The organism is Nocardiopsis endophytica, assembly GCF_027706725.1.
Lineage (GTDB): Bacteria > Actinomycetota > Actinomycetes > Streptosporangiales > Streptosporangiaceae > Nocardiopsis_A > Nocardiopsis_A endophytica.
The window spans coordinates 70,323-84,819 of record NZ_JAQFWQ010000005.1 but is presented as its reverse complement, the minus strand read 5'-3'; the positions used below and the strand labels follow the sequence as shown (position 1 = coordinate 84,819).

17 protein-coding genes are annotated in these 14,497 nt (G+C 72.9%); 8 read left to right on the top strand and 9 right to left on the bottom strand.

Features of this window, described 5'->3' with window-relative positions; translation table 11 throughout:
* Positions 1–658: 658 nt before the first annotated feature.
* The gene (locus tag O4J56_RS03100) at positions 659–1,528 is read left to right on the top strand and encodes an SURF1 family protein (protein WP_270683519.1); all 870 of its coding nucleotides are present in this window, start codon (positions 659–661) and stop codon (positions 1,526–1,528) included.
* Here the strand turns inward: O4J56_RS03100 and O4J56_RS03095 are convergent.
* Entirely contained in the window at positions 1,504–1,914 is a 411-nt protein-coding gene (locus tag O4J56_RS03095; RefSeq protein WP_270683518.1) for a DUF3817 domain-containing protein, read from the bottom strand. The two genes, O4J56_RS03100 and O4J56_RS03095, sit on opposite strands and share 25 nt — an antisense overlap.
* A 162-nt stretch (positions 1,915–2,076) precedes the next feature.
* Positions 2,077–3,675 (bottom strand): glycosyltransferase, encoded by a 1,599-nt coding sequence (locus O4J56_RS03090; protein WP_270683517.1) that lies wholly within the window; start codon positions 3,673–3,675, stop codon positions 2,077–2,079.
* A 414-nt stretch (positions 3,676–4,089) separates the two neighbouring features.
* On the opposite strand from O4J56_RS03090, the gene O4J56_RS03085 reads away from it, so the two are divergent.
* From O4J56_RS03085 to O4J56_RS03075, 3 genes are all read left to right on the top strand, one after another.
* Entirely contained in the window at positions 4,090–4,794 is a 705-nt protein-coding gene (locus O4J56_RS03085; protein ID WP_270683516.1) for a WbqC family protein, read from the top strand.
* Positions 4,795–4,959: 165 nt separating this feature from the next.
* Positions 4,960–5,673 (top strand): PIG-L deacetylase family protein, encoded by a 714-nt coding sequence (locus O4J56_RS03080; protein ID WP_270683515.1) that lies wholly within the window; start codon positions 4,960–4,962, stop codon positions 5,671–5,673.
* Positions 5,674–5,749: 76 nt separating this feature from the next.
* On the top strand, positions 5,750–6,742 hold the full coding sequence (locus O4J56_RS03075; protein ID WP_270683514.1) for an NAD-dependent epimerase/dehydratase family protein: 993 nt from the start codon (positions 5,750–5,752) through the stop codon (positions 6,740–6,742).
* A 67-nt stretch (positions 6,743–6,809) separates the two neighbouring features.
* Here O4J56_RS03075 and O4J56_RS03070 read toward each other — a convergent pair whose 3' ends face one another.
* A complete protein-coding gene (locus tag O4J56_RS03070) occupies positions 6,810–7,163 on the bottom strand; it encodes a DUF202 domain-containing protein (protein ID WP_270683513.1) in 354 nt (117 codons plus the stop codon).
* Positions 7,160–7,507, bottom strand: coding sequence for a YidH family protein (locus O4J56_RS03065; RefSeq protein WP_270683512.1), 348 nt, complete (start codon positions 7,505–7,507; stop codon positions 7,160–7,162). The genes O4J56_RS03070 and O4J56_RS03065 overlap by 4 nt, the downstream gene beginning before the upstream one ends.
* Before the next feature lie 246 nt (positions 7,508–7,753).
* Between O4J56_RS03065 and trxA the strand changes: the two genes are divergently transcribed.
* Entirely contained in the window at positions 7,754–8,131 is a 378-nt protein-coding gene (trxA, locus tag O4J56_RS03060; protein WP_270683511.1) for a thioredoxin, read from the top strand.
* Positions 8,132–8,182: 51 nt separating this feature from the next.
* Here trxA and O4J56_RS03055 read toward each other — a convergent pair whose 3' ends face one another.
* From O4J56_RS03055 to O4J56_RS03040, 4 genes are all read right to left on the bottom strand, one after another.
* Positions 8,183–8,962 carry an SDR family NAD(P)-dependent oxidoreductase gene (locus O4J56_RS03055; protein WP_270683510.1) on the bottom strand — a complete coding sequence of 260 codons (780 nt, stop codon included), beginning with the start codon at positions 8,960–8,962 and terminating at the stop codon, positions 8,183–8,185.
* A gap of 135 nt (positions 8,963–9,097) precedes the next feature.
* Positions 9,098–9,805, bottom strand: coding sequence for a spermidine synthase family protein (locus O4J56_RS03050; protein ID WP_270683509.1), 708 nt, complete (start codon positions 9,803–9,805; stop codon positions 9,098–9,100).
* Positions 9,802–10,656 carry an ATP phosphoribosyltransferase gene (gene hisG, locus O4J56_RS03045; RefSeq protein ID WP_270683508.1) on the bottom strand — a complete coding sequence of 285 codons (855 nt, stop codon included), beginning with the start codon at positions 10,654–10,656 and terminating at the stop codon, positions 9,802–9,804. The genes O4J56_RS03050 and hisG overlap by 4 nt, the downstream gene beginning before the upstream one ends.
* Before the next feature lie 67 nt (positions 10,657–10,723).
* Positions 10,724–10,987: a phosphoribosyl-ATP diphosphatase gene (locus O4J56_RS03040; protein WP_017539721.1), complete on the bottom strand. Its 264-nt coding sequence runs from the start codon at positions 10,985–10,987 to the stop codon at positions 10,724–10,726.
* An 84-nt stretch (positions 10,988–11,071) separates the two neighbouring features.
* On the opposite strand from O4J56_RS03040, the gene O4J56_RS03035 reads away from it, so the two are divergent.
* The gene (locus tag O4J56_RS03035) at positions 11,072–11,857 is read left to right on the top strand and encodes a GNAT family N-acetyltransferase (RefSeq protein ID WP_270683507.1); all 786 of its coding nucleotides are present in this window, start codon (positions 11,072–11,074) and stop codon (positions 11,855–11,857) included.
* Here O4J56_RS03035 and O4J56_RS03030 read toward each other — a convergent pair.
* On the bottom strand, positions 11,821–12,639 hold the full coding sequence (locus tag O4J56_RS03030) for an SDR family NAD(P)-dependent oxidoreductase (RefSeq protein ID WP_270683506.1): 819 nt from the start codon (positions 12,637–12,639) through the stop codon (positions 11,821–11,823). The two genes, O4J56_RS03035 and O4J56_RS03030, sit on opposite strands and share 37 nt — an antisense overlap.
* A 93-nt stretch (positions 12,640–12,732) precedes the next feature.
* Here O4J56_RS03030 and O4J56_RS03025 point away from each other — a divergent pair, with 93 nt between their 5' ends.
* Positions 12,733–13,692 (top strand): alpha/beta hydrolase, encoded by a 960-nt coding sequence (locus tag O4J56_RS03025; protein WP_270683505.1) that lies wholly within the window; start codon positions 12,733–12,735, stop codon positions 13,690–13,692.
* Positions 13,693–13,770: 78 nt separating this feature from the next.
* Positions 13,771–14,460 carry a class I SAM-dependent methyltransferase gene (locus tag O4J56_RS03020; RefSeq protein ID WP_270683504.1) on the top strand — a complete coding sequence of 230 codons (690 nt, stop codon included), beginning with the start codon at positions 13,771–13,773 and terminating at the stop codon, positions 14,458–14,460.
* Positions 14,461–14,497 lie beyond the last annotated feature (37 nt).

Below are 14,497 nucleotides of genomic sequence, written 5' to 3'. Positions count from 1 at the left end.
GGGGGTGGGGTGGGCCCGCCAAGCAGCATTGACCCGAGCGGCGCGCGGTGGGGATGCGGCAATGACCCACGCGTTGGGACGGATCGCCCCGCGCTCCTGTCGGCGAGTGGGTCCGCGAGGCGGTCTCGGACCGCGTGGTGGGGATGCCGCAGCGACCCCACCCCTCTCATTGACGGTGCGTGGTCCCCGGTGTAGCGGTCGGCGTGCCGTCGGGCGGCGTTCGGCGGGCGGGCCTTCTCGCTCCGGGGCGTCCGGGGTGGTGGTTCGACCATCGAAAGGCGGATCGGGTGGTGGAACCGCCGCCCTCGTCGCCCTGTCGGCCGCTGGACCACCCCTACACAGGAAAATGCGAGGGCCGCCTCCGTGTCCCCCCTCAAAATCACGGAGGCGGCCCTCGCCTGGGAACGGCCGGCGACTCCTCCCCCCTGGAGTCGCGGCCTGTAAAGCTCGCGAAGCGCGTTTTCGGTGATTTCCCTCCCGCGCTGGTACATAGATTACCCACGTCACCCGCCTTCAACAACCCTCCGTCACAGAAAATTACTTAAAGTAATCGCCATCGATGCCTCTACTCGGGACCAAGCGGACAGGGGTCCCCCCGCGCCGCTCCCGACCGGGGGCCGGGGGCGGGCCCCTCCCGGGCGGACATAGCCTGGGGAACGTGCGATTCCGACTGTTCACGCCCAGGTGGATCGGGCTCCACCTGCTCGCGCTCCTGGCCTTCGCGGTCTGCATGGCCGCGGGCTACTGGCAGTTCGAGCGGGCCCAGCAGCCCGACCGCGGGGAGGTCGTCAACCCGGCCGAGGAGCTGGCCGGGGCCCAGGAGCTCGACTCGGTCGTCGGCCCCACCGACTACATGCCCGAGTCCCTCGGCAACACCGCCGTCACCGCGACCGGCACCTTCGCCGACACCGCGCCGCTGCTCGCCCCCGGCTACGAGAACGGCGCCGACGCCGAGGACCCCGGCGCGTTCGGCTACTACGTGATCGCACCCCTGGTGACCGGCGACGACACCGCCGTCGCCGTCAACCGCGGCTGGATCCCCGCCGACGAGGCCGAGCAGGAGGGCGCCGTCGACCGCCTCGCCCCGGTGCCCGAGGGCGAGGTCACCGTCACCGGCTGGCTCCAGCCCCCGCAGAAGAACGAGGAGGGCATCGTCCGGATGGACGTGCCCGCGGGGCACATCGAGCGGATCGCCCCCTCGGTCCTGGTGAACGAGTGGCCCTACCGGCTCTATGAGGGCTACATCGTCCTCGGCGGCCAGGAGCCCTCCGACGGGGCCCCGCCCGCGGGCGGGATCGCCATGAGCCCCGCCCCGCCGCCCGCCCCCGAGCAGGGCATCACCTGGAACTGGAAGAACGTCAGCTACGCCGCCCAGTGGGCGGTCTTCGGCGGCGCCGTCATCGTCTTCTGGATCTCCCTGATACGCCGGGAGCTGGAGGACGCGTCCTCCGACGGGGACGGCACAGGGGACGGGGAGGACGGCGGGGACCGCGCCCCGGAGCCTCAGGCCCCGGCCGCCGCCCCCTGAGCCCCGGCCGCCTCGGCCTCCATCCGCGCCTTCTCCGCCTTGGCCAGCCGGTGCTCGACGACCATCCCCACGAACGGGATGGTCCCGGCCAGCGCCACGCCGACGGTCCTGCCCGCGCTCCAGCGCCGGCCCAGCGCCAGCCAGATCACCACCAGCACGTAGGCCATGTAGATGTAGCCGTGCGGGACGGCGATGAACAGCATCAGCACCGACTCCGGCCCGAAGAGGTGCTCCATCCCCGCCGGGGCGGGCACCAGCGCCAGCGCCGACGCCTCACCGACCATGTACTTCGCCGGCAGGGCGACGAAGGTGAGGAGGATCAGGGCGATACCGGTGATGTAGCTCAGCACGCGGTACAGCGTGAAGGGGAGGCTCTTGGAATCCACAGGGCACCTCGTGTGCTCGGACGGTAAGGCGGGTCCGGGGGCGGCCCTGCACGGCCGCCCCCGGACCCCCTCTTGCCCTTCGACCCTAAATGCTGTATCGCACCCCTCCCGCGCGGGGTTGGTCACCCTCGGCCGCGCAGGTCGCAGGGGGTGCGACCCGCACTACAGCCGGCCCGCCGCCCGCGTGGGGCTCTTCCACCGGCCGTCCGACGACGCCGTCCAGGCCTGCGGGATGGTCCGCAGCGTCAGGTAGGAGTCGATCAGCCGCATCGGCAGGAAGAACAGCCCGTACAGCAGGTAGCTGGGCCGCCGCCGGATGGTGGCCATCACGCACGTGAGCACGTAGTCGGGGACGAACAGCCCGATCGCGATCGCGGTCAGCGGCAGCACCGCGCCCACCGCCCCGTAGGCCGCGGCGTACCACCCGGCCGAGAGCACCGCCCCGCCCGTGACCGCCGGCAGCACCATGAACACCGCCAGCAGCGCGGTCCCGATCAGGGTGACCGCGACCAGCAGGACCTCCAGGATGTAGAAGAACAGCGCGAACCAGAACAGGCTCGGCCACACCCCGTGCCGCCGCACCGTCTGCCAGAACCCCAGCGTCCACCGCCGCACCTGCTTGACGTAGTCCCCCAGGGTGAAGGGGTCCTGGCAGTAGGCCTTGGTGTCGGGCCGCATCGAGATGCGCCCCAGCCGCTTGTGGTGCACGTCGAAGGTCATGTTGAAGTCCTCGATCACCAGCCCCTTGGGGTTGATGTCGAGCCGCCGCAGCACGCTGGAGCGGTAGGCGCTGGCGAACCCGGGGACGATGAACGTGGTGCTGGTGTACCGCCACGTCTGCCCGAACCGCAGCAGGTACTGCAGCATCCAGTAGAGCCGGTCCCGGTAGGCGGAGATGAGCCGCCCGACCATGGTCCGCTCCCACGGCTTCCACTCGGCCACGACGAACCCGGCGACCGCCGCCACCGACGGGTCGGCCAGCTGGCGCCGCGCCCCCTCGACGTACCGCTCGTCCAGCTCGGTGTCGGCGTCGAGGATGACCACCCCGTCGTAGCCGCCGGTCAGGTCGAACTCCTCGATGACCGCCTCGATCGCCCCGGCCTTGCCCCGGTTGGTCAGCAGCTCCAGCACGTTGACACCGGTCTCGGCGGCGATGTCGGCGGTGGCGTCGCGGGAGCTGTCCGAGACCACGTAGATGTCCCACCGGTTGAACAGCCGCAGCGCCGAGGCGATGGCGCCGTCGATCACCGGCTCCTCGTTGTGCGCGGGGATGATCACCGCCAGGGTGAGCCGGTCGGGGTCGGCGGCGGTCGCGGTGGGGGTCCCGCCCGCCCCCGGTGTGTGGGCCCCGGCGGGCTCCACGGCGCCCGCCGGGCCGCCGGGGGACCCCTCCGCGAGGCCGGAACCGGCCGCCGCCCCTCCGTCGGCGGCCCCTTCGGCGGGCCGGGCGCGGACCAGCACCCGCTGCTCCTCCCGGCGGTTTTCGGTCGCGCCGAGGGCCGAGCGGCGGCGGCCCGGACGGCCGCGCCGCAGCGCCCGCCGCGCGGCGACGCCGCGTGCCGCGTCGTCGCCCAGGCGGAGCACCCCGACGGCGCTCCACACCAGGAGGTTCACTCCGAAGGCCATCCACAGGAACAGCGGTGCCGGGCCGCCGCCCGCCGCCGCGAGGGCGAACTGCAGCCATTGGACGAACAGGGTCACGGCCAGGGTCAGGGCGATGAGCCCTGCCGCCCAGCTTCCGATGAACCGAGCAGTACGCACGGGGGACGCCTCCAGGTGGGCCGGGGGGACACGTGAGCCGAATGGGACGTTCGTCGGGGACCACGGGCCCGTTTCGGGCCGACGATAACCGACAAGACCAGCATTAGGTTGACGTTTCCGCCAGCCGGGGAGTTCACCGCTCCGGGCGACCTAAGTAGGCCACCCGAATCGCAGGGTCGGCCTTGCGGTGGGTGAGCCCCGTTGGTGCAATACGAGAGGGACGGCACGGTACCGCCCCCGCTACGCACTTTCTTCGTTTTCCCGCGAACCGATCCGCAGATGCTGTAGAACCTACCTCTAGACCTCGAATCCCCCAGAGGACACAGGACCGACCCGCCGAGCAGGGGAGATGTCCCCTGCCGCGCGGACGCACCCCCACAGAGCGTGCAGTCCCCGCCTCGGAGAGGAACCTCAGTGCGCGTCGCCATGCACCAGCCGCACTATCTGCCTTGGCTGGGCCTCGTCGACAAGGTCGACAGGAGCGATCTTTTCGTCGTGCTCGACCATGTCCAGTACGAGCGCAAAGGATGGCAGAACCGCAACTACGTCGCCTCGAAGAACGGCCCCGTGCTGCTGACGGTCCCGGTTATCCAGCACAGCCGGGACGAGCGCATTATGGACAAGAAGATCGACGAGACCCGGCCCTGGAGGGAAAAGCACCGCCGCACCCTCGCGGAGCACTGCTACCGCGGCGCACCGTTCTGGGACGCCTACGGCGAGCGGGTGCTCGCCCTCTACGAGCGCGAGTGGGCCGGCCTGGCCGACCTGGCCTGGGCCACCACCGCCCTGGTGCTGGACGCCTTCGGGATCGACACCCCCGTGGTGCGCGCCAGCGAGCTCGGCGAGTTCCCCGGCCAGAAGAGCGAGCTGCTCGCCCAGCTCTCGGCCAAGGTGGGCGCGGGCTCGATGCTCTCCGGGGACGGCGCGCGCGACTACGTCGACCAGGAGATCTTCAAGCGCTACGGGGTCGCCGTGGAGTGGCAGGGCTTCACCCACCCGACCTACCCGCAGCACAACAGGAGGGGCGCGGAGTTCCTGCCCCGTATGGCCGCACTCGACCTGCTGCTGAACGCCGGCCCGGACGGGATCGGCATCCTCCGCGAGGCCCGCTCCGGCTGAGGCCCGCGTCCCCGCTCGCAGCCCTTCCCCGCACAAGGCGCACCGCCGGGGCACGGCCGACCCGTGCCCGCCCCGGTGTGGCAACCGACACACCCCGTGAGGCGTCCCCGTGGCAAGCGCACGGTGCGCCGACGACAGGATCCCCCGTTCGTTAGGACCCCTGGCATGACGATCGACTGGTCACAGCAGCGCATCCTGATCTTCGCCCCCCACCCCGACGACGAGACGCTGGGCTGCGGCGCCCTGATGCACCGGGCCAAGGCCGCCGGTGCCGAGGTCTACGTCCAGTTCATGACGGTGGGTGACACCGCCGACGTCTCGCCCCGGGGCTTCTCCACGGCCAACGAGCGTTATGCCGAGATCAAGGAGGTGGCCGACCACTTCCGCTGGGACGGCTGGGACATCGCCTTCCCCGGCGACGAGTACCACCTCAAGCTCGACGCGCTTCCCCGCTTCGAGCTGGCCAACGCCGTCGAGCGGCTCAGCCCGGTCTCCATCGCCGCCGTCGAGCCGACCGTGGTCATCGCCCCCCACCGCACCAGCTACAACCAGGACCACCAGGTCACCGCCGAGGCGGTGCACACGGCCCTGCGCCCCTCGGACAACCGCAAGCGGCACCACCCCGCCGCCGTGCTGGCCTACGAGGAGGCCGCCGACCAGTGGCGCTACGGCCCCGCCGACTCCCCCAGCCTCATGGTGGAGCTGGACGAGGCCGACATGGAGGCCAAGCTCGCCGGGATGCGGCTGTACGGCACCCAGATCCACGAGCACCCGCACACCCGCTCCGAACCCACCCTGCGGAGCCTGGCCGTGCTGCGCGGCATGCAGGCGGGGGTGGCCCTGGCCGAAGGCTTTTACACCATGCGCCTGCTCACCTGAGCGGCGCATCCCGTCGGCGGGCGCCCGCCCGCCGGCGCGCACACAGCACCGTGACCCTCAGGAGGGGGAGGCTACCGTGAAAGCCGTTGTCACCGGCGGAGCCGGATTCATCGGATCGCACCTGTGCGACCATCTCATCGCCCACGGGCACTCGGTCGTCGCGCTCGACGACCTGTCCACCGGCAGCGAGTCCAACCTGGCCCAGCTGTCCGGGAACCCGCAGTTCGAACTGGTCAAGGGGTCCATCCTGGACGCCCGGCTGGTGGACGACGTGATCGCCGAGAGCGACACCGTCTTCCACCTCGCGGCGGCGGTGGGCGTGCACACCATCGTGGACCGGCCGCTGCAGTCGCTGCACACCAACCTGCACGGCACCGAGAACGTGGTCGCGGCGGCGGCGCGCCGCCGGGCCCGGTTCATGGTGGCCTCCACCAGCGAGGTCTACGGCAAGAACGACGCCGACGGCCTCACCGAGGACGCCGACCGGATCCTGGGCTCGCCGCTCAAGAGCCGGTGGTCCTACGCCGCCGCCAAGGGCCTGGACGAGCTCGTCGCCTACATCTACGGCGAGGAGTCCGGCCTGCCCTGCGTGATCACCCGCTTCTTCAACATCGTCGGCCCGCGCCAGACCGGCCGCTACGGCATGGTGGTGCCGCGCTTCGTCTCCCAGGCGCTCGGCGGCGACCCGATCACCGTCTACGGCACCGGCACCCAGCGCCGCTGCTTCGGGTCGGTGTTCGACGTGGTCCCCGCGGTGGTGCGGCTGCTGGACACCCCGGCGGCCTACAACCGGGCGGTCAACCTCGGCGGCCGGGAGGAGGTCTCGATCAAGGGCCTGGCCGACCGGGTCATCGCGATGACGGGCTCCTCCAGCCGGGTCGACTACGTGTCCTATGAGGACGCCTACGGCGAGGGCTACGAGGACATGCAGCGCCGCATGCCCGACACCTCGCTGGCGCACTCGCTGATCGGCTACGAGCCCCAGCGCCGCCTGGACGACATCATCGCGTCCCTGATCGACCACAAGCGCTCCGGGGACCCGGACGCGCGCACCGCAGCGGCCGCCTGAGGCGCCGCGCGACGCGACGGGCCGGACCACCCGTCCATCCGGCCCCCTCGCCGGAACCCGGCGAGGACTACCCTGCCAGCGCGCTCACGGCCACGACGACCGCCAGCACCGCGGTCACCGCGCTGACCAGGACCCGCACCCATCCGCGCGCCAGCGGCGCCGGCGCACGCCCGGAGGCGTCCCCGTGCGCGCCGTGCCCGGTGGCCCGCCACCGGCGCCGCACGTGCACGGCCGCGACCGCGGCGGCACCGACCGGCAGCAGCGCGACGGCCACACGCAGCAGCGCCCCCGGCGCCCCGTCGCCGCCGTCCTGGAAGGGATCGCGCACGTACAGCAGCGCCACCGCCACCAGCACGATCACGGTGCGCTGCCAGGACAGCAGGGTGCGCTCGGGCTGCAGCCCGGGGTCGCGGCCGCTCATCCCCAGAAGTTCCCGACCAGCACCGCGCCGCACACCAGGGCGACGCCGACGGTGGTGACCAGGGGGAGCGCGCTCAGCGGAAGCGGCAGGCCGCGCCGCATCAGCCGCTGCACCTGGAGCCAGCGCAGCGGGGCGTAGGCGGTGATGACCACGGCCAGGAGGGTCAGCGCCAGCCCCACGGTCAGCCGCGCGGCGTCCCCCCAGTCCAGCGGGACCAGGTGCAGTACGGCCACGGCGCCGGCGACCAGGGCGAGGGCGGTGCGGATCCAGGCCAGGAAGGTGCGCTCGTTGGCGAGGGTGAACCGGTAGTCCGGTTCGCTCTCGCCCTCTACGCGGTCGCCCACGTGCCCCCCTGTTCTCCCCGTGCCGGATCCCGCCTTCCATACGACCCTAATGACCTGCGGCTTTTCCTCCCAAGTCGGTATGCATCAGGTGTTTTGTCGGGAAAAGGCCGGGCGGCGGGACGGGCGGCCCGGCCGCCGCGGGGCGGTTCGCGGGCGTCCGATGGATCACGGCATGCTTGCGGAACAAATCCTCGGGCAGGACCGCTCTACGAGGGACCGATGCACCCGGCACGTTCAGGAGAAGCAGTGGCCACCGTCGAACTCACCAAGGACAACTTCAACGACACGCTGACGGACAACGACTTCGTCCTCATCGACTTCTGGGCGTCGTGGTGCGGTCCGTGCAAGCAGTTCGCCCCCGTCTACGAGAAGGCCGCCGAGGAGAACCCGGACCTGGTCTTCGCGAAGGTGGACACCGAGGACCAGCAGGAGCTGGCGGCCAGCTTCGACATCCAGTCGATCCCGACGCTGATGGTCGTCCGGGACAAGACCGTGATCTACGCCCAGCCGGGCGCCCTTCCCAAGGACAGCCTCGACGACCTGATCAAGCAGGCCCGCGAGCTGGACATGGAGGAGGTCCGCAAGGAGATCGCCAAGCAGGAGGCCGACGGCTCGGCGTCGTGAAGGCGGGAGGACGCGGGGGGCGGGGCCGTGGCCCCGCCCCCCGCGCGCGTCTCAGGCGTGCGAGCCGCCGTCGACGCGCAGCTCCACACCGCGCACGAACGCGCCGTCCTCCGAGGCCGCGAACGCGATCGCGGCCGCGATGTCCTCGGGGCGCCCCATCCCCCGCGGCGGGGTGATGCGGGCGTAGTAGGAGCCGTCCGCCCCCTCGGGGAAGGACACGGAGTCCGCCAGCGGCGTGGCGACACCGCCGGGTGAGACCGCCAGGACCCGCACCCCGCGCCCCCACACCTCGGCCGCCAGGCTCTGCGTGAAGGCGAGCACGGCGCCCTTGGAGGCGGCGTAGGCGGTCATGTACGGGTGGGCGTGGGTGGCCGACGTGGAGGCGGTGTTGACGACCACGCCGCCGCTCTCCACCAGGTGCGGCAGCGCCTCCCGGCAGAACAGCACGGTGCCCAGGGTGTTCACGGCGAACTGCCGGTTCCAGTAGTCGACCGTGACCTCCTCCAGCGGCACCACCCTGTGGAACCCGGCGACGTTGACGAGGACGTCGATCGCTCCGAAGCGCTCCCCGGCGGCGGCCACGGCGCCGCGCACGGACTCCTCGTCGGCGACGTCGGCGGCATGGGCGGCCGCGGCGCCCCCGGCCCGCCCGCCCTGCTCCCCGACGAGCCGCACGGTCTCCTTCAGCCCCTCCTCGTCGGTGTCGACGAGGAGCAGGCGCGCGCCCTCCGCGGTGAGGCGCAGCGCGGTGGCCCGCCCGATTCCCGACGCGGCCCCGGTGAGGATCCCCGCCTTGCCCGCGAACCGCCGCCCGATCGCCTCGGTGTCCATGTCCTCCCCCTTCCGCCGGCCCCGTCCGCGGGGCCGGTGCAGTGTTCCTAATAGGAATATTAGTGTCGGATATGGGAATTATCGAGCATGCGCTAGGTAAAGGGACAGGGTCCCGGCCGGCCCCGGCCGGTCCGGCTAGGAGGGCACGCGCACCAGGTAGACGACGTCCGGCCCGCCCGCACGCGCGGGGACCTCGACCGTGCGCACCTCGCCGAAGCGCCCGCGCAGCAGGTCCTCGAAGGCCGGAGCCCGCATGGCGCTCCAGAACGCCACCGCCCCGCCCGGGGCGGTCACCGCCGCGAGCAGCTCCATCGCCCGGGCGCCGTACAGCCGCCCGTTCTCCTCCCGGACGGTCCAGTCCGGCCCGTTGTCGGTGTCCAGGCAGACGGCGTCGTAGCGCTCGCCGCCCGCGGCGGCCGAACGCGCCGCCTCTTCCAGCCACACCGCGAGGTCGGCCCGGACCAGGTCGCACCGGGGCTCCTCGGGGAGCCGCCCGGCGACCTCCCCGAGGGGGCCGGAGTGCCACTCGACGACCTTGGGCTCCAGCTCCACCACGCGGACCAGGCCGACCCGTGGGTCGTCCAGCGCCTCACGCGCCGAGAAGCCGACCCCGAGCCCGCCGATGAGCACACGGGCGCCGCGCCGGTCCTCGGGCAGCCCGCCGAGGGCCGCCCGCACCATTTCGCGCTCGGAGGCGCCGTCGCGGGTGTCCATGAGGAAGACGCCGTTACTGAATACTTCCCAGTGCTCCCGGGTGCGCCGGAGCACCAGCTCACCGCCGGTCTCCCCGATGACCCGCTCGACGACCGCCGGGGCGTCGCCGTCCTCGCCCGGCACGCTCACAGGCGGCAGGCGTAGATGTCGGTGACGAGGATCGCCCGGGCGCCGATCTGCCACAGGTCGTCCATGATCTGCTGGGCGGAGCGGCGCGGGACCATGGCGCGCACGGCCACCCACCCCTCGCGGTGCAGCGGGGAGACGGTGGGCCCCTCCATCCCGGGGGTCAGGGCGACGGCCTCGTCGAGCTTCTCGGCGTGCACGTCGTAGTCCATCATCACGTAGTCGCGGGCGACGAGCACCCCGCGCAGGCGCCGCACCAGGCGCTCGACCAGCGGGTCGTCCCCGGCGCCCTCCGGGCGGATGAGGACCGCCTCGGACTGCAGGATCGGGTCGCCGAACATCTCCAGTCCGGCGTTGCGCAGTGTGGTGCCGGTGGAGACCACGTCGGCGACGGCGTCGGCCACCCCGAGCTGGATGGAGCTCTCGACCGCCCCGTCCAGGTGGATGACGCGCGCGTCCACGCCCTTGTCGTCCAGGTAGCGCTTGAGCAGCCCCTCGAAGGAGGTGGCCACGCGCTTGCCGGCGAGGTCCTCCAGCTTCATCGCGGCGCCCCCGCGGGCGGCGAAGCGGAAGGTGGAGCCGCCGAAGCCCAGCGGCAGGACCTCCTCCACCGGCGCGCCCGAGTCGAGCAGCATGTCGCGGCCGGTGATCCCGGCCTGCAGGATGCCCTCGCCGACGTAGACGGCGATGTCCTTGGGGCGGAGGAAGAAGAACTCGGCCCCGTTGTCGGGGTCGACCATGACGAGGTCGCGCGAGTCCTTGCGCTGGCGGTACCCGGCCTCGCGCAGCATGGCGCTGGCCGGTTCGGAGAGCTGGCCCTTGTTGGGCACGGCGATGCGGAGCTGGTCGGACATGGAGGATCCCCCTTCGGGTCGCGGTCTGCTGCGTCCTGCTGCGTCGGGGACGGGCGGCCGGGGCCGCCTACAGATGGCGGTAGACGTCCTCCAGGCGCAGCCCGCGCGCCAGCATCAGCACCTGCAGGTGGTAGAGCAGCTGGGAGACCTCTTCGGCCGCGGCCTCGTCGGACTCGTACTCGGCGGCCATCCAGACCTCGGCCGCCTCCTCCACGACCTTCTTGCCGATGGCATGGACGCCGGCGTCCAGGGCCGCGACGGTGCCCGACCCCTCGGGCCGGGTGCGCGCCTTCTCGCTCAGCTCGGCGAACAGCTCATCGAAGGTCTTCATGATCACTTTCCTCAGGCGACTCGCCCCACCAGGGTAGGCGCACCCGGACCCCGGTCGTGACCGTGGGCCCTCTACCGTGGACCGGTGGACACTGCAGCGACGGCGGGGCGCACGGTTCTCACCGGTGCGGACGGCACGCCGGTGATGAGCTACGTGGACCGGTCACGGCCCGGGGCGCCCATGGCGGCCGACGCGCGGGCGCACGGCCCCGGCGCGGCGCGGGCGGCCCTGGACCGGCTGGCCGGGTGGACGGTGACCGCCGCCGACGGGCTGGCCGAGGAGCTGGTCGCGGGCGGCGGGCGGCCGGTGCGCCGCGCCCGGGAGATGCGCCGCGACCTGGCCGGCGACCCGCCTCCTGAGGGGTGGGCCGACGAGCTGCCGACCCCCGGGCTGCGGCTCACCGGCCTCGGGACCGACGGCGAAGGTCTGGGCGAGCTGTTCTCCGCCTTCCTGGCGGCCTTTCCCGAGGACCACCCCGACCGCCGCCCCGACCGCTCGGAGGCCGACGAGTTCGCTCTGCTCGCCGCGCTGGTGGGCGGGAGGGCCCTGGGGCCGGTGATGGACCTGAGCGGCCTGGTGGTCGACGACGGCGACAGCGGCGCGGTCCGCGTCGGCGCGGCGCTCGTGGTCAACGACCGGCCCGACGAGGTGCCGTGGATCGGCGAGGTGTTCCGGCGCCCCGACCGGAGGTACGCGGGCCTGGGCGGTCTTCTGCTGCGCCGCGCGCTGGGGAAGGCCGCCGAGCAGGGTGTCCCGGAGGTGGGGCTCGCCGTCACCGAAGGCAACCCGGCGGTCCGCTCCTACGAGCGGCTCGGGTTCCGGACGGTGGGGGTCTACAGCACCGTGCGCCTACCGGCCACCGCCTTGTAGAGGGTGCGCGGGATGGCCCGCAGGAGGCCGTCCGCCAGCTTGTACTGGGCGCCCGGGACGACGCTCGTGCGGCCGGCGGCCCAGGCGCGCAGGGCGTCCCGGGTGATGCGCTCCTTGGGGACGAACGCCGCGTCGGGCGTCCCCCGCTCCTGCACGGCGCGGGTCATGTCGGTGCGGACGAACCCGGGGAGCACCGCCGTGACGTGCACATCGTGCGGCGCGGCCTCCACCGCGACGCTCTCGCTCCACAGCGTCACGAACTTCTTCGTCGCGCCGTAGACCGATCCGCCGGGGTTCACGGTCATCTCGCCCGCCATGGAGGAGACGTTGATGATCCCCAGGGGACGGCCGTGCTCTCCCCGCTCCCGGCGCGCGATCTGGACGGGCAGCACGGCGCGGGCGAGGTGCAGCACCGCGCGCACGTTCACGTCCAGCATGTGGTCGACGTCGTCGGGGTCCTGCTCGGCGAACGGCCCGCCTTCCCCCCGTCCGGCGTTGTTGACCAGCAGGTCGACCGGGGCGGGCCCGTCGGCGCCGTCGGCGCGCAGGCGCTCCTCGACGGCGGCGGTGCCGTCCGGCGCCCCGAGGTCGGCCGGGAGGACCTCGGACGCCGTCCCGAACCGGTCGGCCAGTTCGGCGGCGAGCGCGTCCAGCCGCTCCGCGCGCCGTGCGACGAGGACCAGGGCATAGCCGCGCTCGGCCAGGTCGCGGGCGAACTGCTCGCCGATCCCGGAGGAGGCCCCGGTGACGAGCGCGGTCCTGGGGTGGGGTCGGGCGCTCATGCGGGGCATGCTACCCCCGCCGCCCTCTGAGACGCGCCGACCGGCCGGTAGGGTCGCTCTCCCGATCGTTCTCCGGGAAAGGTCAGGCCCCCCATGACGTTGACTCCCCAGACCCGACGGTTCATCGAGACGGTCACCGCGGCCACGCCCGAGATCGGCCCCGGCGCCGACCCGGCGGAGCTGCGCGAGGCCCGCACGAAGCGCACGCCCATCGAGGGGCCCGGGGTGGCCCTGGTCCGGGACCTGGCGGCGCCCGGCCCCGCCGGCGACATCCCGCTGCGGCAGTACCGGCCCGACCCGGAGGACGCGGCCGCACCCGGCATCGTCTTCTTCCACGGCGGCGGGTTCGTGCTGGGCGACCTGGCCACGCACGACCACGTCTGCCGCATCCTGGCGGACTCCACCGGCGCGGTGGTGGTGGCGGTGGACTACCGGCTGGCCCCCGAGCACCGCTACCCGGCGGCCGTCGAGGACGCCTTCGCCGCGGCGCGGTGGATCGCCGACAACGCGGCCGGCCTGGGGATCGACCCGGCGCGGCTGGCGGTGGCCGGGGACAGCGCCGGGGGCAACCTGGCGGCGGTGGTCGCGCACAGGGCGCGCGACGAGGGCGGCCCGGCGCTGTGCTACCAGGCGCTGATCTACCCCGTCACCGACTTCAGCGGGTACGGTGCGGGCGCTCCCTACCCCTCCCGCGCCGAGAACGGCGACGGCTACTTCCTGACCGCCACGGCGATGGCCTGGTTCAACGAGCAGTACCTCTCCGACGGCCAGGAGCGCGAGCCCGGCGCCTCGCCCCTGTTCGCCGAGTCGTTCGCGGACCTGCCGCCCGCGCTGGTCCTGACGGCCGACTTCGACCCCTTGCGCGACGAGGGCGAGGAGTACGCGCGGCGGCTGGCGGGCGCCGGTGTGCCGACGACGACGGTGCGGGTGAACGACGGCTTCCACGGGATCTTCGGGTTCGGGCAGTTCCTGCCGTCGGCCAAGCGCGCGGAGGAGGCCGTGGCCGCCGCGCTGCGGGACGCCTTCGCCGTGGACGGCGGCCGGGAGGGGTAGGGACCGCGCTCCGCCGCCACAAGGACACGGGCCGTCGCTTCACCCGTGTCTTAAGCCTGCACACGCTAGCGTGCAGGCATGGCAGCGACACAGAGTCCTACCCACACCCTCCGATTCGACTCCCGGCTGCGTGACGCCAAGCTCTTCCTCAGGGAGGCGGTGCGCACGTTCCGCGCGACCGGATCGGTCGTGCCGAGCAGCCCGGCCCTGGCCGCGGCCCTGACCCGCCACCTGTCCGACCGCTCCGACCCCGCCCCCCTGGCGATCATGGAGGGCGGGGCCGGGACCGGCCCCGTCTCCCGGGCCATCGCCCGGCACATGGGGCCGGAGGACACCGCGGACCTCGTCGAGGCCAACGCGGAGATGGCCGCCCACCTGCAGGGGCTGGTGGAGTCCGACACCGACTTCGACGCGGCCCGGGACCGGATCCGCGTGCACGCCGCACCGGTGCAGGAGGTCTCCCGCGACGGCGGCTACGACCTGATCATCTCCGGCCTGCCGTTCGCCAACTTCACCGCCGAGGAGGTGCGGGGCGTCCTGGAGCACTACTTCGACGTGCTCAAGCCGGGCGGCCGGCTGTCGTTCTTCGGCTACCTGTACACCAAGGAGGTCAAGGCGGTCATCGCCCCCCGGGAGGACTACCTGCGCCAGGCGCGCTCGGGCTGGGTCGTGGAGGAGTACGTCAACCGCTACGGCACGGCCACGGAGAGGGTCGTCGCGAACGTCCCTCCGGCCTGGATCCACCACCTGCGCAAGCCGCTGGACTGACCGGCCGCCGCGAGCGCGGGCCCCGGTCCGGGGCCCG